Annotated in this window: 21 protein-coding genes (1 of these 21 running past the window's edge); 13 read left to right on the top strand and 8 right to left on the bottom strand. The window is 57.9% G+C overall.

Going from position 1 to position 18411, the window contains the following annotated elements; translation table 11 throughout:
* Positions 1 to 5: 5 nt before the first annotated feature.
* From JOE39_RS16925 to JOE39_RS16890, 8 genes are all read left to right on the top strand, one after another.
* Positions 6 to 1538 (top strand): hypothetical protein, encoded by a 1533-nt coding sequence (locus JOE39_RS16925; protein WP_003394881.1) that lies wholly within the window; start codon positions 6 to 8, stop codon positions 1536 to 1538.
* A 10-nt stretch (positions 1539 to 1548) separates the two neighbouring features.
* A complete protein-coding gene (locus JOE39_RS16920) occupies positions 1549 to 2094 on the top strand; it encodes a hypothetical protein (RefSeq protein ID WP_003394879.1) in 546 nt (181 codons plus the stop codon).
* 111 nt (positions 2095 to 2205) lie between these two features.
* Positions 2206 to 2751 carry a glycoside hydrolase family 19 protein gene (locus JOE39_RS16915; RefSeq protein WP_016569118.1) on the top strand — a complete coding sequence of 182 codons (546 nt, stop codon included), beginning with the start codon at positions 2206 to 2208 and terminating at the stop codon, positions 2749 to 2751.
* Positions 2748 to 3260 carry a lysis system i-spanin subunit Rz gene (locus JOE39_RS16910; protein ID WP_024665293.1) on the top strand — a complete coding sequence of 171 codons (513 nt, stop codon included), beginning with the start codon at positions 2748 to 2750 and terminating at the stop codon, positions 3258 to 3260. Before JOE39_RS16915 ends, JOE39_RS16910 begins: the two co-directional genes overlap by 4 nt.
* 412 nt (positions 3261 to 3672) lie before the next feature.
* On the top strand, positions 3673 to 4272 hold the full coding sequence (locus JOE39_RS16905) for an aminodeoxychorismate/anthranilate synthase component II (RefSeq protein ID WP_003394873.1): 600 nt from the start codon (positions 3673 to 3675) through the stop codon (positions 4270 to 4272).
* Positions 4273 to 4293: 21 nt separating this feature from the next.
* Complete coding sequence (gene trpD, locus JOE39_RS16900) at positions 4294 to 5343, top strand: anthranilate phosphoribosyltransferase (RefSeq protein WP_024665292.1); 1050 nt, start codon at positions 4294 to 4296, stop codon at positions 5341 to 5343.
* The gene (gene trpC, locus JOE39_RS16895) at positions 5340 to 6176 is read left to right on the top strand and encodes an indole-3-glycerol phosphate synthase TrpC (protein ID WP_003316298.1); all 837 of its coding nucleotides are present in this window, start codon (positions 5340 to 5342) and stop codon (positions 6174 to 6176) included. Before trpD ends, trpC begins: the two co-directional genes overlap by 4 nt.
* Before the next feature lie 34 nt (positions 6177 to 6210).
* Positions 6211 to 6906 (top strand): lipoate--protein ligase family protein, encoded by a 696-nt coding sequence (locus tag JOE39_RS16890; protein ID WP_010419633.1) that lies wholly within the window; start codon positions 6211 to 6213, stop codon positions 6904 to 6906.
* 11 nt (positions 6907 to 6917) lie between these two features.
* Here JOE39_RS16890 and crp read toward each other — a convergent pair whose 3' ends face one another.
* The gene (gene crp / locus JOE39_RS16885) at positions 6918 to 7562 is read right to left on the bottom strand and encodes a cAMP-activated global transcriptional regulator CRP (RefSeq protein WP_003316301.1); all 645 of its coding nucleotides are present in this window, start codon (positions 7560 to 7562) and stop codon (positions 6918 to 6920) included.
* 202 nt (positions 7563 to 7764) lie between these two features.
* Between crp and JOE39_RS16880 the strand changes: the two genes are divergently transcribed.
* Both JOE39_RS16880 and speD read left to right on the top strand, forming a co-directional pair.
* Positions 7765 to 8187, top strand: coding sequence for an OsmC family protein (locus JOE39_RS16880; protein WP_003372688.1), 423 nt, complete (start codon positions 7765 to 7767; stop codon positions 8185 to 8187).
* A gap of 242 nt (positions 8188 to 8429) precedes the next feature.
* Positions 8430 to 9224 carry an adenosylmethionine decarboxylase gene (speD, locus tag JOE39_RS16875; protein ID WP_003316303.1) on the top strand — a complete coding sequence of 265 codons (795 nt, stop codon included), beginning with the start codon at positions 8430 to 8432 and terminating at the stop codon, positions 9222 to 9224.
* A 69-nt stretch (positions 9225 to 9293) separates the two neighbouring features.
* On the opposite strand, the gene coq7 is transcribed toward speD, so the two are convergent.
* The 5 genes from coq7 to hemJ all read right to left on the bottom strand — a co-directional run bounded on the left by coq7 (position 9294) and on the right by hemJ (position 12779).
* Positions 9294 to 9941 carry a 2-polyprenyl-3-methyl-6-methoxy-1,4-benzoquinone monooxygenase gene (coq7, locus tag JOE39_RS16870; protein ID WP_210078553.1) on the bottom strand — a complete coding sequence of 216 codons (648 nt, stop codon included), beginning with the start codon at positions 9939 to 9941 and terminating at the stop codon, positions 9294 to 9296.
* Between the two features lie 121 nt (positions 9942 to 10062).
* The gene (locus JOE39_RS16865) at positions 10063 to 10401 is read right to left on the bottom strand and encodes a histidine triad nucleotide-binding protein (protein WP_003316306.1); all 339 of its coding nucleotides are present in this window, start codon (positions 10399 to 10401) and stop codon (positions 10063 to 10065) included.
* 103 nt (positions 10402 to 10504) lie between these two features.
* Complete coding sequence (locus JOE39_RS16860) at positions 10505 to 11281, bottom strand: SDR family oxidoreductase (RefSeq protein ID WP_003341077.1); 777 nt, start codon at positions 11279 to 11281, stop codon at positions 10505 to 10507.
* 56 nt (positions 11282 to 11337) lie between these two features.
* Positions 11338 to 12252, bottom strand: coding sequence for a DUF805 domain-containing protein (locus JOE39_RS16855; RefSeq protein ID WP_210078554.1), 915 nt, complete (start codon positions 12250 to 12252; stop codon positions 11338 to 11340).
* Between the two features lie 98 nt (positions 12253 to 12350).
* The gene (hemJ, locus tag JOE39_RS16850; RefSeq protein WP_003316309.1) at positions 12351 to 12779 is read right to left on the bottom strand and encodes a protoporphyrinogen oxidase HemJ; all 429 of its coding nucleotides are present in this window, start codon (positions 12777 to 12779) and stop codon (positions 12351 to 12353) included.
* 133 nt (positions 12780 to 12912) lie between these two features.
* Here hemJ and argC point away from each other — a divergent pair, with 133 nt between their 5' ends.
* Positions 12913 to 13947, top strand: coding sequence for an N-acetyl-gamma-glutamyl-phosphate reductase (gene argC / locus JOE39_RS16845; RefSeq protein WP_003394860.1), 1035 nt, complete (start codon positions 12913 to 12915; stop codon positions 13945 to 13947).
* Positions 13948 to 14162: 215 nt separating this feature from the next.
* A complete protein-coding gene (erpA, locus tag JOE39_RS16840) occupies positions 14163 to 14513 on the top strand; it encodes an iron-sulfur cluster insertion protein ErpA (protein WP_002551953.1) in 351 nt (116 codons plus the stop codon).
* Between the two features lie 61 nt (positions 14514 to 14574).
* Here erpA and JOE39_RS16835 read toward each other — a convergent pair whose 3' ends face one another.
* Entirely contained in the window at positions 14575 to 15669 is a 1095-nt protein-coding gene (locus JOE39_RS16835) for an anhydro-N-acetylmuramic acid kinase (protein ID WP_017279833.1), read from the bottom strand.
* A gap of 3 nt (positions 15670 to 15672) precedes the next feature.
* Complete coding sequence (locus JOE39_RS16830) at positions 15673 to 17100, bottom strand: peptidoglycan DD-metalloendopeptidase family protein (protein ID WP_024664336.1); 1428 nt, start codon at positions 17098 to 17100, stop codon at positions 15673 to 15675.
* A gap of 201 nt (positions 17101 to 17301) precedes the next feature.
* Here JOE39_RS16830 and tyrS point away from each other — a divergent pair, with 201 nt between their 5' ends.
* Positions 17302 to 18411 carry the 5' portion of a tyrosine--tRNA ligase gene (gene tyrS / locus JOE39_RS16825; protein ID WP_003316314.1) on the top strand. 102 nt of this gene lie beyond the right edge of the window, so the window shows 1110 of its 1212 coding nt (coding positions 1-1110); its start codon is at positions 17302 to 17304; the stop codon falls past the right edge of the window.

Raw genomic sequence — 18411 nt, 5'->3', positions numbered from 1 at the left:
ACAATGTGGATTATCCCAAGAGTGTGCCGGGCGTAGGCTTGGCAAGCGGCAAGTTTGTAGATGAAAACCCGGCGACCGGCACCCCTGGTTCGCTGATCCCGGCGCAGTGGGGCAACTCGGTGACGCAGGAGATCTTGAACGTGATCCTGGGGGCTGGTCTTGTACCCAACGAGGAGGATGTCACCCAGTTGCATCGAGCCATTCTTGGCCTGGCAGCATCCGATTACAAAAAATCGGTGCGTTGCGCCACGACAGTCTCCATTGGGCTGAGCGGTTTGCAGACCATTGATGACGTCACACTGGTGGCCGGCGATCGGGTGCTGGTCAAGAATCAGGACACCGCGTCGCAGAACTGGATTTATGTCGCCGCGGCAGGCGCCTGGGCACGTGCGCAGGATGCGAACGAAAGCACCGAATGCACGCCGGGTCATATGGTGCCGGTGCAGGCAGGCACGAAAAACGCGGGCACTGTATGGCAGCTGGTTAATACGACAGTGCCGGTGCTGGGTACAACTGACCTTGCGTTCGAGCGTCTGCTGGGACGCAGTGGTGTGGCCGCGGGTGATTACACTCGGGTCAAGGTCAATAAATATGGGCAGGTGGAGGCGGGGAGTAACCCTACAACACTTAGTGGTAATGGTATTTCGGATGCGTATACCAAGGCTGAGGTGTATGCCAAAAGTGAAGTTGACACGCGCCTGGACAGCAGGGCTTTAGCCGACGCCATCTCTTACGTGGGGATTGCCGGCGGAGTTCTGGGACAGCCCTACATGCGACGTTCTTCTGACTCCGCTACCTGCTGGCTTCAGACTAAATTGCTTTACGCGCCCGTTCAGCAGGGCACTGGCGTAGGGCAGCTCAATAATGTTGTGAAGATTGGTTGGTCGGACAACGGTCTCAAGGCGACCGTTGATGCTACTGATATGGGAACTCTCTGGTACGCCAACAACTTCGATCCAGGTAGCAAAGCCAATTGGGGCAGTACGCTTGCGGCATATGGTATTACCAATGCCTATACAAAAGCTGAAAGTGATGCCCGTGATTTACAGCGGGTTATGGCGGATTCTATTACGTATGTGGGATTTGCCAGTAATGACGTAAATTTTCCATACATGCGCAGAGCATCGGATGGCCAGGTTTATTTCCTACAGCCGCGTCTGGGGTTTCCGCCCATTGAGCAGGGCGGCGGCCCGAACATGTCGACCAACAAAATCCGCCTTGGCTATAACAGTGCCGGCAGCCTTCGCCTTCAAGTAGATGTCACTGACTTCGGCGACCTGACGAATGATTACAACCTGCCTACGAAACTTGCCGGGTTGGGTATGAGTGCAATTGGTTCTTACGCTTTTGCGCGGGTCATTTCTTCTCAGGGCCAAGTCAATCAGGGAGGGATGATAGCGGGTTCCAATCTGATTTATAGCTCCACAAACGGCGGCGATGGTGCTGGTAACAACTCTGGTCTCATTGGCGTAGGCACCTGGCGCGCTCACGGCGCCTTCTCTAGCAGTGAACGCACTCTCTTTCAACGAGTTTCGTAAAGGTAATCATATGAACACAGTATCAAGCGCTCGTAACCCTCGCTGGGCCGATCAGGCCCATACATCCATTGTTCTTTGGGTGATCTTCGAGGAAACCAAGGATTTGTATGGCGAGGTACCTTTTGCTGCCTCCGCCGATGACTCGGAGCCACATGGCGTAGACCTTTTCAATCGCGCAATCGCCGGTGAATTTGGCGAGATTCTTGAGCCGACCGAAGAGATGGTCATGGCACATGTCATGATTCTACGCGGCGGCTATTCGGCCGGGGCTACGGAAAAAATCAACGCATTGGCTAATGAGCTGGACACTTTGCAAGATGCCGTCGCATTGGGTTTGGCTACTGAAGCTCAACTGAAAGCGCTGACTGTGCTGAAAGCCGAGTTAGATGCGTATCGGCTTTATCGGGTGCAACTTGCTCAGCTCGACGCACGCTCAGGCTTTCCGATGTCGTTCGATTGGCCCGTCCCGCCTGCTACGCCATTTGTCGACGTGCAGCCTCCGGAAAAGCTCGCGATTCCAAGGGGCGTAAGTGAAGACGAACTGCCCAAGCCATAACGCCCCGCACTGACGGGGCGTTGTTTTATCCGCCGTTCAACTTGCGTTTACACAGGGGAACTTTATCGACTCAGGGGGCGGGTTAGTCCTGTAACCCCTATAGGAGGACCAATGCCTATCAACCAGCAACAACTATTACAAATCCTCCCCAACGCCGGCCCTAAAGCCGGCGTTTTCGTTCCTGCTCTCAACATCGCCATGGCCCGTTACGCCATCGACACCCGCCTGCGTATCGCCGCGTTCATCGCTCAGATAGGGCATGAGTCCGGGCAGCTTCGTTATGTGCGCGAGCTGGGCAGTGACAGCTACCTGGCGAAGTACGACACGGGGCAATTGGCGCTGCGTCTGGGCAATACGCCAGAGGCAGATGGCGACGGTCAGCTGTATCGGGGCCGTGGGCTGATTCAGGTGACGGGGCGGACCAACTACGAGGCGTGCGGGGAGGCGCTCGGGCTGGACTTGCTTGCCCAGCCGCAACTGCTCGAACAACCCGACCACGCCGCCATGTCGGCGGCGTGGTTCTGGGACCGGGCCAACCTCAACACGCTGGCAGACCAGGGTGATTTTCTGATGATCACCCGCCGTATCAACGGAGGCACCAATGGCCTGGCGGATCGGCAGGCGCTTTACCAGCGGGCATTGGAGGTGCTGCCGTGAAAGTGCTGGATATGCGATGCCTGATCCTCGCATTCGTGCTGGGGTCAGGGCTGGGTACATGGGCCGCCTGGAAATGGCAGGCGGCCCGCTATGGCCTGCAACTGTCCACGCAAGCACTGACGTGGCAGCGCGAGCGCGAGCAGGCGGCGCTGGCGGTCGTCGACTGGCAGAACGCCGAGCAGGCACAACGACGGGCGCTGGAAGTCCGTTTGCACACCAACGATTCAACCATCCACAAGGAGTTGAGCGATGCACAGACTGCTCAGGCTCGTTTGCGTGATCGCCTGGCTACCGCTGATTTGCGCTTGTCAGTCCTCCTCGCCAACAGCCCCGCCAACCGTGATGGCATGCCAGCCGGCACCGATACCGGCGGCGTGGTTCATGGAAGCCCGCGAGGCGAACTTGACCCAGCGGCTGCTGGACGAATTGTCGCCATCACCGACTACGGCGATCAGGGATTGATCGCTTTGAAGGCCTGCCAAGCCTACGTGCGCGAGATTGCGCACTGATGTTCCTCTCGGCTCCCCACCCCCCAGGCCATCGTGCCCCTGCCTCAATCCCGCCTCCACAAGGAGGCGCGGCCCTCTTTTCAGCCTTTAACTGCTTTTCAATCGGCGCGGCCCGGTACATTCATATTGCACCGGCCGATTCGGTACGCTAATGTCCTGAAACGTACCGATGAGACCCCTTCCGTGACGACAGTCAGCAAGCTTTTGATGCGCGTTATCAAGGCTCACGCCCGTTGGCGTTGGCGCGCCTGACTATTTCCTTGCCGGCCCTGCCGGACCCGTACCTGTATGCCTTCGATTTTTTGATGCTTTTCTCCGTCCCCCGGCCTTGTGGCTGACGTGGGGATGCATGAGTGAAGCAGAATCCGGAAGGCCTGAATCAAAGTCAGTAAATCAAAAGGTTGATAGCAAAATGCTGCTGATGATCGATAACTACGATTCGTTTACCTACAACGTCGTGCAGTACCTCGGTGAGCTGGGGGCGGACGTCAAAGTCATTCGCAATGACGAACTGAGCATCGCCGAGATCGAAGCCCTGAACCCGGAGCACATCGTGGTCTCGCCTGGCCCGTGCACGCCCAATGAAGCCGGTGTCTCGCTTGACGTGATCAAGCACTTCGCGGGCAAACTGCCGATTCTGGGCGTGTGCCTGGGGCATCAGTCCATCGGTCAGGCCTTTGGCGGCGACGTGGTTCGTGCGCGTCAGGTCATGCATGGCAAAACCAGTCCGGTCATTCACGAAGACGGCGGGGTGTTCGATGGTTTGAATCATCCGTTGGTGGTCACCCGCTACCACTCGTTGGTGGTCAAACAGGATACGCTGCCCGACTGCCTGGAAGTGACTGCCTGGACTGCGCTGGAAGACGGTTCGGTCGATGAGATCATGGGCCTGCGCCACAAGACACTGAACGTCGAAGGGGTGCAGTTTCACCCCGAGTCGATCCTGACCGAGCAGGGCCACGAGCTGTTCGCCAATTTTCTCAAGCAGAGCGGCGGCCATCGTCAGGGCTAAGGATTCTTTATGAGTACCCCCATGGATATCAAAAGCGCGCTCAATCGCGTGGTCAACCAGCTGGACCTGACCACTGAAGAGATGAGCGATGTGATGCGCGAAATCATGACTGGCCAATGCACTGAAGCGCAGATCGGTGCGTTTCTGATGGGCATGCGCATGAAGAGCGAAACCATCGATGAAATCGTCGGTGCAGTGTCGGTGATGCGCGAGCTGGCCGGCAAGGTCGAACTGAAAACCCTGGATGGTGTGGTCGACATCGTGGGTACGGGCGGCGACGGCGCGAATATCTTCAACGTGTCGACGGCGGCTGCTTTCGTCATTGCCGCCGCAGGTTGCACGGTGGCCAAGCACGGTAATCGTGCTGTCTCGGGCAAAAGCGGCAGTGCTGATCTGCTCGAGGCTGCCGGGGTTTACCTGAACCTCACGCCTGTTCAGGTGGCGCGTTGCATCGACAGCGTGGGCATCGGTTTTATGTTCGCCCAGTCTCATCACACGGCCATGAAGCACACAGCCGGGCCGCGTCGCGAGCTGGGTCTGCGCACACTGTTCAATATGCTTGGCCCGCTGACCAATCCGGCCGGCGTTCGTCATCAGATCGTCGGCGTGTTCAACCAGGCGCTTTGCCGCCCGCTGGCCGAGGTGCTGCTGCGTCTGGGCAGCAAGCATGTGCTGGTGGTCCATTCGCAGGACGGCCTGGACGAATTCAGTCTGGCCGCACCGACCTTCGTCGCCGAGCTGAAAAACGGCGAAGTCACCGAGTACTGGGTACAGCCCGAAGACCTCGGCATCAAAAGCCAGAGCCTCTACGGCCTTGCCGTGGAAAGCCCGGCGGCTTCGCTGGAGCTGATCCGCGATGCGCTGGGACGTCGCAAGACCGAGAACGGTCAGAAAGCTGCGGAGATGATTGTGCTCAATGCCGGCGCCGCGCTTTATGCTGCAGATCACGCCACAAGCCTGAAAGAGGGCGTGGCCCTGGCGCACGATGCGCTGCACACGGGTCTGGCGCGGGAAAAACTGGAAGAGCTGGGTGCCTTCACGGCGGTATTCAAGCAGGAGAACGAAGCATGAGTGTGCCAACCGTACTGGAAAAGATCCTTGCCCGAAAGGCCGAGGAAGTCGCGGCTCGTCGTGCGATTGTGAGCCTGACCGAGCTTGAACAACAGGCAGCCCGGGCGGACGCGCCACGTGGCTTTGCCAACGCATTGATCACTCAGGCCAAGGCAAAGCAGCCCGCCGTCATTGCGGAAATCAAGAAGGCTTCGCCGAGCAAGGGCGTCATCCGCGAACACTTCCTGCCGGGCGAGATCGCCAGAAGTTATCAGGCCGGTGGCGCGACCTGTCTGTCGGTGCTGACCGACGTGGACTTCTTTCAGGGCGCCGATGCCTATCTGCAGGAGGCCCGTGCGGCGTGCAACCTGCCGGTGATCCGCAAGGATTTCATGATCGACCCCTATCAGGTGGTCGAAGCACGTGCTCTGGGCGCTGACTGCATTCTGCTGATCGTGTCGGCACTGGATGACGTGCAACTGGCTGAACTGGCTGCCGTTGCCAAGGGCCTGAAGCTGGATGTGCTGGTCGAGGTGCACGACGGCGACGAGCTGGAGCGCGCACTCAAGACGCTCGATACACCGCTGGTGGGTATCAACAATCGTAACCTTCATACCTTTGAAGTGAGCCTGGAAACCACACTGGACTTGCTGCCGCGTATCCCGCGTGATCGCCTGGTCGTCACCGAAAGCGGCATTCTCAATCGTGCGGATGTCGAGCTGATGGAAATCAGCGATGTCTATTCGTTTCTGGTGGGTGAGGCCTTCATGCGTGCCGAGCACCCTGGCGCCGAGCTGCAGCGGTTGTTCTTCCCTGAGCGCAAGATGGCGGTAAGCACGTCGTCCAGCGACTGAGCGCATTGAGCTGAACACCCTTACGAGGTCCGACGTGCAAGACTCGATCATCGACATTTGTGTCGAACAAGGCCTGCAGGCCGAGCAGGATCTTCTGGCGTCGGTCTGCTCCGGTGCGGCGGATCATGGGCTGTTGTTCTGGCGGCCCAATGATCGCGCGCTGGTGATGCCTCGGCGGATGAGCCGGTTACCGGGTTTTGCCGAGGCCAGCGAGACCCTGTCGGACAATGCATGGCCTGTTCTCTTGCGTGAAACCGGCGGCGAGCCAGTGCCGCAGTCCTCTGCCACGCTGAATATCGCGCTGGTCTACGCGCAATCGCCCACTGACGTTGATCGTGACCGTATAGAAACCGCCTACCTGCGATTGTGTCAGCCGATTCTCGATCTGTTGACCGAGTTGGGCGGGCAGGCTTCGCTGGGTGAGGTGGCTGGCGCATTCTGCGACGGCCGCTTCAACGTCAATCTCGATGGTCGCAAGATGGTTGGAACGGCTCAGCGCTGGCGTCAGAGTCAGGGCGGAACGCGTCCTGTAGTGCTGGCACACGGTGCCTTGCTGCTGGAAAACGAGCGCGTTCAGATGGCGATTGCGGTAAATCGCTTTAATGAGCTGTGCGAGCTTGAGCCGCGTGTTCAGGCCGAAAGCCACATTGCCCTGTATGAAGCGTTTCCTGGCGCTGATGTCCTGGAGCGTCTGGCGCAGACTTACCGGAAGCTGCTCGCTGCGCTCTGAATACCAAGGGCTCAGCGTGTCCCGTAGACCACCATGGTCTTTCCTTTGACGTTGACCAGGCTCTGTTCTTCAAGGGCCTTGAGCACACGTCCAACCATTTCCCTCGAGCAGCCGACGATGCGCCCGATTTCCTGGCGGGTAATCTTGATCTGCATGCCGTCCGGGTGAGTCATTGCATCCGGCTGCTTGCACAGCTCGAGCAACGTGCGAGCCACTCGCCCGGTGACGTCAAGGAACGCCAGATCACCGACCTTGCGCGTTGTGTTGCGCAGACGCTCAGCCATCTGGCTGCAGAGCGCATACAGGATTTCCGGCTCTTGCCTGGTCAGCTCGCGGAACGTGTCATATGAAATCTCGGCCACTTCGCATTCGGTCTTGGCCCGCACCCAGGCGCTGCGTACCGACTCCTTGCCCGGTTGCTCGAACAGGCCCAGTTCGCCGAAGAAATCCCCGCTGTTGAGGTAGGCGACGATCATCTCCCGGCGCTCGTCATCCTCGATCAGGACAGTGACTGAACCCTTGAGGATCAGAAACAACGATGCGGAGCGGTCACCGGCATTGATGATGTTGGTTTTCGCGGGGAGGCGGCGGCGTTCTGCATGGGGCAGCAGCTTGTCCAGACTGTTTGCTTTGGGCGTAAAGGTTATTGCGACCATGCGAGACTTCCGAAATAAGGTGTATGGCCAAATGGCATACCTATAGGTATCGGCTGCGCCTTTATTCTCGCCAGCTTTTCCAGACGTGTAGGAAGCTATTTGCGAACATTCCTACGCATTTCCTACAAAAGGCATTTCTTCCGGGCAGCTTTTGGCCCTGTGCTAAGCTGGCGACCCCTTTTTTTACAGTGGAGTCTTGGCGATGAAGGCACGCATCCAATGGGCTGGCGAAGCCATGTTCCTAGGCGAATCCGGCAGCGGTCATGTGGTGGTAATGGATGGTCCGCCGGAAAGCGGTGGTCGCAATCTGGGCGTACGCCCGATGGAAATGGTCTTGATCGGTCTGGGTGGCTGCAGCAACTTTGACGTTGTGAGCATTTTGAAAAAGTCGCGCCAACCTGTTGAAAGCTGCGAGGCATTTCTCGATGCCGAACGTGCCGATGAAGACCCGAAAGTGTTTACCAAAATCCATCTGCACTTCGTCGTCAAAGGACGAGGATTGAAAGAAGCGCAGGTCAAGCGAGCGATCGAACTGTCTGCAGAGAAATATTGCTCGGCCTCGATCATGCTCGGCAACGCGGGTGTGAAGATCACTCACGATTATGAAATTGTCGAACTGGGCTGAACGCCAGACATCCAACGATCATAAAAACGGCGCACACTCTGGCAGACGGCTTCGGACGTCTGCATAATGCGCCACTTTTTACGGGCGCAGCATGTATTGGTTTTCTGCTGCCGGTCCGAACAGACAACCAAAATCGCCAACGCGAAGAGGTGTTAACCGTCCTACGCAGATGAGCCGGGCTCACCTGACGGGCATGCTTGATCACGCGGCTGGCGCCGCACCCATATAGAGAGTTTTTAACGGTGAAAAGCAAACTCAAGCTCCACGGGTTCAATAACCTGACAAAGACCTTGAGCTTCAACATTTATGACATCTGCTATGCGGAAACCCCGCAGGACCAGCAGGCGTACGTCGAGTACATCAACAGTGTGTACGACGCAGAACGCTTGACGCGGATTCTGACTGATGTTGTCGATATCATTGGTGCCAACATCCTGAACATTGCGCGTCAGGATTACGATCCACAAGGTGCCAGTGTGACCATTCTGATCTCGGAGCAGCCGGTGACGCCTACCGAAAGCCAGATCGAAGAGTCGCCAGGTCCACTGCCGGAAACCATCCTGGCGCACCTGGACAAGAGCCATATCACGGTCCACACCTACCCGGAAATTCATCCGGTTGACGGTATTGCCACGTTCCGCGTGGATATCGATGTGTCGACCTGTGGCGTTATTTCACCGCTCAAGGCGTTGAACTACCTGATCCATAAGTTCGAGTCGGATATCGTGACCGTCGATTATCGCGTGCGCGGCTTTACCCGTGACGTGGAAGGCAAGAAGCACTTCATCGACCACGAGATCAACTCGATCCAGAACTACCTGTCCGAAGACACGCGCAACGGTTACCAGATGACCGACGTGAACGTGTATCAGGAAAACCTGTTCCACACCAAGATGCTGCTCAAGCAGTTCGAACTGGACAACTACCTGTTTGGCGACGCCACCAGCAACTTGTCTCCCGAGCAGCGCGAGCAAGTGACCGCCAAGGTCAAACACGAAATGCTGGAAATCTTCTACGGCCGCAACGTAGCCGTATAAACCCGGATTCCGGACATTAAAAAGGCGCCTGATGCAGGCGCCTTTTTTATGGGCGTTGTATACGCATCGTCAGATGCGATAAGTCGACTTGGTCATGACCTTGGCCAGCACACCCATGCCGAACTTGACCGGTGCCGGAAAGCGAAAACCGCCTGCCTCCAGTGCGGACTCAGCGTGGTGTTCTTCATCGCTGAGCATCTGTTGCAGGATGGCCCGGGACTTACCGTCTTCGGTAGGCAGTTGCTCCAGATGTTCAGCCAGGTGCTTGCAGACCTGATCTTCGGTCGCCGCGACGAAACCCAGGCTGACCCGGTCGCTGATGACGCCGGCTATCGCGCCCATCCCGAAGGACAGGCTGTAGAACAGCGGGTTCAGCACACTGGTATGACTGCCAAGCTGATGGATGCGCTGTTCGCACCAGACCAGATGATCGACTTCTTCTTCAGCCGCATGCTCCATCGCCTTGCGCACCTTGGGCAGCTTTGCCGTCAGCGCCTGGCCCTGATAAAGCGCCTGGGCGCAGACTTCGCCGGTATGGTTGATGCGCATCAGACCCGCGACGTGGCGCGTGTCGACGTCGCTCATCTTGTGTTCAGGCTGAACAACCGCTGGGGAAGGGCGCTGCGAGTGCGCGCTGGACGGCAGCAAGGTGCGCATCGCGCTGTCGGCTTGCAGTAACAGACGGTCGAGGGGGGAGTATTGACGTTCGGTAGCCATGGGCACCTCCGGAAGATCATGCGGGCAGTTTACCCCAATCGGCCGGAGCGGGCAGGGCTTGTGTCATCCGACCAGCGCTGCTCACACGCGCTGGTCGGCCGGGAAGCCCGAAAATGCTGACTCAGCCCGGTGGCCAGTTCATCTGACGCTGACCGAGTACGTGCATGTGAATGTGGTAGACGGTCTGCCCGCCCAGCTCATTGCAGTTCATCACCACGCGGAAGCCTTCTTCGCAGCCCAGTTCGAGGGCCAGGCGCTGCGCCGTGAACAGGATATGTCCGGCCAGGCCTTTGTCTTCCTCGGTCAGATCGTTCAGGGTGCGGATAGGCTTTTTCGGGATAACCAGAAAATGCACGGGTGCCTGTGGGGCGATGTCGTGAAAGGCCAGGACCTGATCATCTTCATAGATGATCTTCGCCGGGATTTCCCGATTGATGATCTTGGTAAACAAAGTGTCCACAGCCGTTTGCTCCTTGTCGGTTGATGGTCGTCACAGGGTATCGCTGTGCTTCAGCGCGTCCGAGTGTACTGAGCGAGACGCGGTTCGCCCAGCCGTTTGTCGGTCAGCGTGGGCAGTATTTCTTGTTGATGTAGCCGCTGATCTGACGAGCCAGCCAGCGTGAAACCAGGCGCGGGCTGAGCGTCCACAACCGGTTACTGAAACCGGGTGTGATCACTGCGCGGTTTTTTGCCAGTGCGCGAACGGTATACAGCGCCACTTCTTCAGGGCTCATCAGGCTATCCACATTGACCTGCAACTGCGCGGTGCGGAAAAAAGCCGTCCTGGTCGGGCCGGGGCACAGCACCGAGACCTTCACCCCGGCCTTCTTCACTTCCTCGCGCAGCCCCTCGGAAAAATGCAGGACATACGCCTTGCTTGCGTAATAAGTGCTCATCCATGGGCCGGGTTGGAACGCCGCCACCGAGGCAATGTTGAGTATCTGGCCGCCGCCCTGAATGGCCATCAGATTGCCGACCGTGTGGCACAGGCGCGTGAGGGCCAGAATGTTCAGATCGATAAGGTCCTGCTCGGCGCTCCAGTCCTGAGCCAGAAAAGGTCCGCAGGTGCCGATGCCCGCAGCGTTGACCAGCAGATCGATCTGGTGGGCACCGTCTTCCAGCTCCAGCAGAAAGCCCGAGAGTCTCAGTGGCTCGCCCAGATCGCAGGCTCGAAACAGCACTTCCACGCCAAAACGCTGAGTCAACTCCAGTGCAATTGTCTCCAGCAGATCGCGCTGGCGGGCGACCAGGATCAGGTTGCGACCGCGACGTGCCAGCGCTTCGGCCATCGCCAGGCCTATGCCGCTGGACGCGCCGGTGATCAGGGCGTAACGGGTCATGCAGTTCTCCATTGAGCGTGTTGCGACCGGCAGTCTGCCGAACCGTGAGCAGTCTATTACTTGTCGCTTTGTTCTTCGGACTCTATGTTGACATCCGCTGGCGCGGTCAAGGCACTGTCACGGCTTTCTTCGTCGTCATAGGGGAGGGATTGCTCGTATTCATCGGTCTGCAATTCCAACTCATCGCGCAGCATGCCTCCGCCGCCAGCGGTGAGCCCGATCACGACTATGGGGATGAGTAACACCCACAGAACGGCCAGACTCTTAACACCTCTGGAATTTGGTGGAGACGGCGGGCCAAAAGCGTTTGGGCCTTTTGTTCCGGGCAGCAGGATCATCAGAAACGGGAAGACGCTGCCTACGAATGGCACCATGGTGAGCAGCAGAAGCCAGCCCGACCAACCCAGATCGTGCAGCCGCTGAACGCCGATCTGCGCTCCGATGACCGCGAACGCGACGAGCACCACTGCCATCAGCAGGCCGCCGGCGACCAGCGAACCGTTCATGACCAGCAGGCACACACCTACCAGCATCAGCGTCGCGGCGCTCAGTACCATGCTCCACGCCAGATAGCGCAAGCGCCCGATACGTCCATTGATACTCAGCACCTTCAGCGTTGAATGACCAGGCTGATCAGCGCCGACCTGTGCCTTGGGCGGTGCGTAGGGCGATATTTCCAGATGCGCGGGTTTAGGGGAGGGCTGGCTGACCACTTCGTCCAGACTCAGGCTGATTTCAATGTCCGGTTCGATACGTGCTTCGACGCCCGCATCGTTCAGCGCCTTCAAGTAGCGTTCCGCATCCTGGTAAGTAATCCCGCGCTTGAGCGCAACGGTTTGACCGCTGAACAGCTTCTGCACTGCAGACGGTTCGCTTTTGAACAGCCCCGCCAGGTTGGCCTTTGCGGTGTCGAGCTCGACGCCTTCACGCACCTGCCCTTCAAACACAATCTTGAAGTGTGAATCGGCCATACGGGGCTTCCTTGTCTTTAAGTGAAAAACAGTGCCGGGGGCCTGCCTGAGACAGAGCGCCCTGTCGCGTTACTGATGAGGCCGGGCGAAGCTTGAAATCAGAAGGGTTTGACGATAACCAGAATGACGATGGCGATCAGGATCAGTACCGGGATTTCATTGAACCAGCGATAAAACACATGGCTGCGGCCATTTTCACCACGGGCAAAGCGTTTCATCTGTGCGCCGCAGACGTGGTGATAGCCGATCAGCAGGACAACCAGTGCGAGCTTGGCGTGCATCCAGCCCTGACTGAAATAACCGCTAGGGTCGAAGCTGATCAGCCAACCGCCGAAGACCAGCGTTGCAATCATTGCCGGGGTCATGATGCCACGGTACAGCTTGCGCTCCATGACGATGAAACGCTCGCGGCTGACCGTGTCCTCACTCATAGAGTGATAGACGAACAGTCTTGGCAGATAGAACAGGGCTGCAAACCAGCAGACCATCGAGATGACATGAAGCGCTTTTATCCATAGATAGAGCATTTTTGATTATTCCCAGGTTCACGGTGGCCGAATAGTAGTGTCTTGTGCGCCCCTACGTCACGTTGTCGGTTGTCGCAGAGGCGATAGGCTCCTATTATCGACCGCTTTCCAGTTGTTTCGTTGAGGGCAGGTTATGGTCAAGGTCGGTATCGTCGGCGGCACGGGTTACACCGGGGTCGAGTTGCTGCGTCTGTTGGCACAGCATCCGCAGGCAGAAGTAGTGGTCATTACCTCGCGCTCGGAGGCCGGCATGCCAGTCGCCGACATGTATCCGAACCTGCGCGGGCACTACGACGGCCTCGCGTTCAGCGTGCCTGACGTGAAAACCCTGGGCGCCTGTGATGTGGTGTTCTTCGCCACGCCCCACGGTGTCGCTCATGCTTTGGCCGGTGAACTGCTCGCGGCAGGCACCAAGGTGATCGACCTGTCTGCCGACTTCCGTCTGCAGGATCCGGTCGAATGGGCCAAGTGGTACGGCCAGCCTCATGGCGCTCCGCAACTGTTGGAGGACGCGGTGTACGGGCTGCCGGAAGTCAACCGCGAGCAGATCAGGAGCGCGCGACTCATCGCCGTACCGGGTTGCTATCCGACCGCTACCCAGTTGGGTTTCCTGCCGCTGCTTGAAGCCGGTATTGCCGATAACACTCGTCTGATTGCCGACTGCAAATCTGGCGTGAGCGGTGCGGGCCGTGGTCTGAATATCGGTTCGCTGTACTCGGAAGCCAATGAAAGCTTCAAGGCCTACGCCGTGAAGGGTCACCGTCACCTGCCTGAAATCACCCAAGGGCTGCGTCGCGCTGCCGGTGGCGACATCGGCCTGACGTTCGTGCCACACCTAGTGCCGATGATTCGCGGCATTCACTCCACGCTCTATGCAACGGTCACTGATCGCTCTGTGGACTTGCAGGCACTGTTCGAGAAGCGCTACGCCGACGAGCCATTCGTGGATGTGATGCCAGCGGGCAGCCATCCCGAAACCCGCAGTGTGCGTGGCGCCAACGTGTGTCGCATCGCGGTGCATCGTCCGCAGGGCGGCGATCTGGTCGTGGTGCTTTCGGTGATCGACAATCTGGTCAAAGGTGCGTCGGGTCAGGCGGTGCAGAACATGAACATCCTGTTTGGCCTTGATGAGCGCGCCGGGTTGTCTCATGCGGGCATGATGCCCTGAGGGAGGCAGCTTTGAGCTTCAAGCGGCAAGCTTCAAGTTGCAAGGCAAAGGCGGGCCGGCCATGCTCTTGCAGCTTGCAGCTTGCAGCTTGCAGCTTGCAGCTTGTAGCTTGTAGCTTGTAGCCGCTCCCGATCAAATAGTTGACCGATTTTCTAGGAGAAGCGGATAATGCCGTCATTACGCATTACGACGGCTAACGCCGGGAGATATCAGACATGAGTGTCGAATCCTTCACGCCTACCGCTTTGGAGTTCACTCCAAATGCAGCGCACAAGGTGAAAACCCTGGTCGACGAAGAGGGCAATGATCGTCTCAAACTGCGTGTATTCGTTACAGGTGGCGGTTGCTCAGGTTTTCAGTACGGTTTTACTTTCGATGAAGATGTGGCAGACGATGACACCATCGTCGAGCGCGAGGGCGTAAGCCTGGTTGTCGATCCAATGAGCTTTCAGTACCTGGCCGGCGCAGAAGTCGATTATCAGGAAGGGCTTGAAGGGTCGCGATTCGTGATCAAGAACCCGAATGCCTCCACAACCTGTGGCTGTGGCTCCTCGTTCTCGATCTGATCGAAGCTTGCTGTAAACAAAAACGCCGCTCATTGAGCGGCGTTTCGCATTACAGCAGGTATCAGGCGGGGTAGATCGCGCCCAGAACGCGTCTGCCCTTGGCGCCGGTTACCGTCGGACGGTTGGCCGGAACGCCTTCGAGGCAGCAATGAGCCAGCCAGGCAAACGCCATCGCTTCAACCCAGTCAGGGTCTACGCCGAACTTCTCGGTACTGCTGACCTCGGTGCCGGGCAACAGCTCTGCAAGACGTTTCATCAGCGCCTTGTTATGCGCGCCGCCACCACAGACCAGAAGCTCCCGGGTAATGGCTTGGGCCGATTGCAGGGATTCGGTGATCGTCAATGCTGTCAGTTCCAGCAGAGTGGCCTGCACGTCCTCTGGAGCCAGTGTTGGCAACTGGAAGAGATGGTGGTGAACCCAACCCAGGTTGAATACTTCCCGGCCTGTACTCTTGGGGCCCTTGGTCAGGAAAAACTGATCGCTGAGCAGTTTCTTGAGTAGCGCCGAATCAACCTTGCCACTCGCCGCCCATGCGCCATCCTTGTCGTAGCTCTCGTGGCGCTGCGACTGTATCCACGCATCGAGCAGGACGTTACCGGGTCCGCAGTCGAAGCCTTCGACCGGGCGATCGGACTCGATCAGGCTCAGGTTGCTGAACCCGCCGATGTTCAATACGGCGCGATGATCCTTGTTGTCGTCGAACAGGGCTTCGTGGAAAGCCGGTACCAGAGGTGCGCCCTGGCCGCCTGCTGCGATATCGCGACGGCGGAAGTCGCTGACCACGGTGATTTCAGTCAGCTCTGCCAGCAGCGCGGGGTTGCCGATCTGAATGCTGTAGCCGCGCGCAGGCTCATGACGAATAGTCTGGCCGTGGCTGCCGATGGCGCGAATCTGAGCGGGCACCATGTTTTGATCTTCCAGCAAGGTCTGCACGCCCTGTGCGACCAGCCTGCACCACTTTTGCTCCGCAATGGCCGCACGCGCAAGCTCATCCGCGCCGCTGGAGCAAAGCCCCAGCAGCTCGGCATACAGGTCTTCGGGCATGGGGATGTAGTGAGTGGCCAGAAGCCTTGATCGGTCATCCTGCTTCAAAAGGGCGATATCAATCCCATCGAGACTGCTGCCAGACATCACACCTATATAGAAGAAGTCCATGGATTACCTTTTATTCGAGGCCAGCGTGGTGGCTTTTTCCTGATCCATGCGCGCCATTAACGGCTGGCTTTGCTGCATGAACCGCTGTTTTTCGGATTTGGCGATCGGGTCCGCCATCGGAAGCTTCTGGCCCAGTGGGTCTACGTGAACGCCATTGACCTGAAACTCGTAGTGCAAGTGCGGGCCTGTGGACAGGCCGGTAGTTCCAATATAGCCGATAACCTGACCTTGCTTGACAGTGCCGCCGGTCTGTATGCCTTTGGCGAAGCCCTGCATGTGGCCATACAGCGTACGGTAAGTGTCGCCGTGCTGAATGATGACGGTATTGCCGTATCCGCCACGGCGGCCGGCGAGCAGGACCTTGCCATCACCGGTTGCCTTGATCGGCGTACCACGTGGCGCTGCGTAATCGACGCCGTTGTGGGCGCGGATCTTGTTGAGAATCGGGTGCTTGCGGCCCATCGAGAACATCGAGCTGATGCGGGCGAAGTCTACCGGGGTACGGATGAACGCCTTGCGCATGCTGTTGCCGTCAGCCGTGTAGTAGTTGGTATTGCCCTGCTTGTTGGTGTAGCGAACGGCGGTGTAGGTCTTGCCCCGGTTAGTGAAGCGGGCGGACAGGATATTCCCTGCGCCTACGCTCTTGCCGTTGACCACTTTCTGCTCGTATACGACATCGAATTCGTCACCCTTGCGGATGTCCTGCGCGAAGTCGATGTCGTAGCCGAAGATATTGGCCATGTCCATCGTCATGCTATGAGTCAGGCCGGCACGCTGCGCGGACTGCGACAGGGAGCTGTTGATCACCCCGTGTACGTAGGCGTTACGCACGTTGGGCTTGCTGATCTCGCGATTGAATGCGTAACCGCCAGTTGCTGTCTTCGACAGGCTGATGGACTCGACTTCGCTGAGCTTGGTATGCAATTGCTTGAGCTGGCCATCCGGCGTCAGCTCGAACTGCAGCGTCTGTCCATTCTGCAGCTTGCTGAACTGCTTGGCTTGCTTGTCGCTGGCCAGTACTTCATGAACGGTAGCAGCTGGCAGCCCGACCTTTTCAAACAGGGTCGACAGCGTGTCGCCCTTGCTGACGGTGACTTCCCTGTGAGCAGGATCCTTCGCAGCGGCTGGCGCGGGTTTCTCTGCCTGAGGCTGTGCACTGGCGGTGTCTTGAGCCTGATCGTCGGCATTGTCGATCTGGGCAAATGGCGATTCGGTGGTTTCAGGTGTGGCTTGAGTGGCTTGTTGAGCGTCTTGATCTTGTACGTCCTGATCCGGTGCCTCCAGATCAAGCGGAATGTTGGTTCGTTTGGCTTCGACTTCGCTGGATGGAAAAACCAGGAGAGCCAGGCTCAACAATGCGGCGATGCCGCTTGCAGCGAGCAGGTGACTCTTCGGATAAAGCGGGGGCGCTTTAGGCGGTGTGTCTTTCATAGGTAATTTGACTTTGAAAAAGGTGAAATGGAAAAGATGAATGACATGATGAAGATGAAATAACTGTATAAAATATAACCAAAACCTGCTCGAAGCAACCCTTCCCGCGTATCGGTCACTGATTCGCAGGCAAACGCTGGGCAAAACTTGTAATTGGGCTCTGATCTTGTAAGGTTGGCTCCCTTTGAATTGGGGACTGAAATGAAGTCGGTTGAAGAGCAGCTGGCGCTGATCAAGCGCGGTGCAGATGAACTCCTGGTCGAGGCCGAGCTGGTCGAGAAGCTGAAGCGTGGCCAGCCACTGCGTATCAAAGCTGGTTTCGATCCGACTGCACCTGATCTGCACCTTGGGCACACCGTGCTTATTAACAAGCTGCGGCAGTTCCAGGATCTGGGGCATCAGATCATCTTCCTGATCGGTGATTTCACCGGCATGATCGGCGACCCGAGCGGTAAAAGCGCCACGCGTCCGCCGCTCACCCGTGAGCAGGTCCTCGACTACGCCGAAACCTACAAGTCTCAGGTCTTCAAGATTCTCGATCCGGCCAAGACCGAAGTTGCATTCAACTCGACCTGGATGGACCAACTGAGTCCGGCTGACTTCATTCGCCTGTCTTCGCAGTACACGGTCGCGCGGATGCTCGAGCGTGACGATTTCGACAAGCGCTATAAAAGCAATCAGTCCATCGCCATTCACGAATTCCTTTATCCGCTGGTGCAGGGCTATGACTCCGTGGCCTTGAAGGCTGACGTCGAGCTGGGTGGCACCGATCAGAAATTCAATCTGCTGATGGGGCGCGAGCTTCAGCGTGCTTATGGGCAGGAGCCGCAGTGCATTCTGACCATGCCTTTGCTGGAAGGCCTGGATGGCGTGAAGAAGATGTCCAAGTCGCTGGGCAACTACGTCGGCATTCAAGAAGCGCCAGGCATTATGTATAGCAAGCTGGTGTCGATTCCTGATTCCCTGATGTGGCGCTACTTCGAGCTGTTGAGCTTCCGCTCGATGGAAGAGATCGACGGCCTGAAGGCTGACTGCGAAGCGGGTGCCAATCCTCGCGACATCAAGATCAAGCTGGCCGAAGAGCTGGTCGCTCGTTTCCATGGCGAGGAGGCTGCTGCCAATGCGCATCGTTCTGCGGGTAACCGTATGAAGGAAGGCGAGCTGCCGGATGATCTGCCGGAGATATCGGTGGCTGCTGCCGAGGACATGCCGATCTCTGCGGTCCTTAATAAAGCAGGCCTGGTAAAGAACGCAGCAGTCGCTCGTGATCTACTGGCTTCGGGTGGTGTGCGTATAGATGGTGAGGTCGTG

It is taken from the genome of Pseudomonas sp. PvP100, from assembly GCF_017833055.1.
Classification (GTDB): domain Bacteria; phylum Pseudomonadota; class Gammaproteobacteria; order Pseudomonadales; family Pseudomonadaceae; genus Aquipseudomonas; species Aquipseudomonas syringae.
Note: the sequence above shows the minus strand (reverse complement) of the source record. Positions and strands in the feature narration are given on the sequence as shown.

Bases quoted from the DNA above. Each gene is read 5' to 3' on its own strand.
- JOE39_RS16920 (WP_003394879.1), top strand. From the start codon at position 1,549: ATGAACACAGTATCAAGCGCTCGTAACCCTCGCTGGGCCGATCAGGCC.
- JOE39_RS16915 (WP_016569118.1), top strand. From the start codon at position 2,206: ATGCCTATCAACCAGCAACAACTATTACAAATCCTCCCCAACGCCGGC.
- JOE39_RS16905 (WP_003394873.1), top strand. From the start codon at position 3,673: ATGCTGCTGATGATCGATAACTACGATTCGTTTACCTACAACGTCGTG.
- trpD (WP_024665292.1), top strand. From the start codon at position 4,294: ATGGATATCAAAAGCGCGCTCAATCGCGTGGTCAACCAGCTGGACCTG.
- trpC (WP_003316298.1), top strand. From the start codon at position 5,340: ATGAGTGTGCCAACCGTACTGGAAAAGATCCTTGCCCGAAAGGCCGAG.
- crp (WP_003316301.1), bottom strand. From the start codon at position 7,562: ATGGTCGCAATAACCTTTACGCCCAAAGCAAACAGTCTGGACAAGCTG.
- JOE39_RS16880 (WP_003372688.1), top strand. From the start codon at position 7,765: ATGAAGGCACGCATCCAATGGGCTGGCGAAGCCATGTTCCTAGGCGAA.
- coq7 (WP_210078553.1), bottom strand. From the start codon at position 9,941: ATGGCTACCGAACGTCAATACTCCCCCCTCGACCGTCTGTTACTGCAA.
- JOE39_RS16860 (WP_003341077.1), bottom strand. From the start codon at position 11,281: ATGACCCGTTACGCCCTGATCACCGGCGCGTCCAGCGGCATAGGCCTG.
- JOE39_RS16855 (WP_210078554.1), bottom strand. From the start codon at position 12,252: ATGGCCGATTCACACTTCAAGATTGTGTTTGAAGGGCAGGTGCGTGAA.
- hemJ (WP_003316309.1), bottom strand. From the start codon at position 12,779: ATGCTCTATCTATGGATAAAAGCGCTTCATGTCATCTCGATGGTCTGC.
- argC (WP_003394860.1), top strand. From the start codon at position 12,913: ATGGTCAAGGTCGGTATCGTCGGCGGCACGGGTTACACCGGGGTCGAG.
- erpA (WP_002551953.1), top strand. From the start codon at position 14,163: ATGAGTGTCGAATCCTTCACGCCTACCGCTTTGGAGTTCACTCCAAAT.
- JOE39_RS16835 (WP_017279833.1), bottom strand. From the start codon at position 15,669: ATGGACTTCTTCTATATAGGTGTGATGTCTGGCAGCAGTCTCGATGGG.
- JOE39_RS16830 (WP_024664336.1), bottom strand. From the start codon at position 17,100: ATGAAAGACACACCGCCTAAAGCGCCCCCGCTTTATCCGAAGAGTCAC.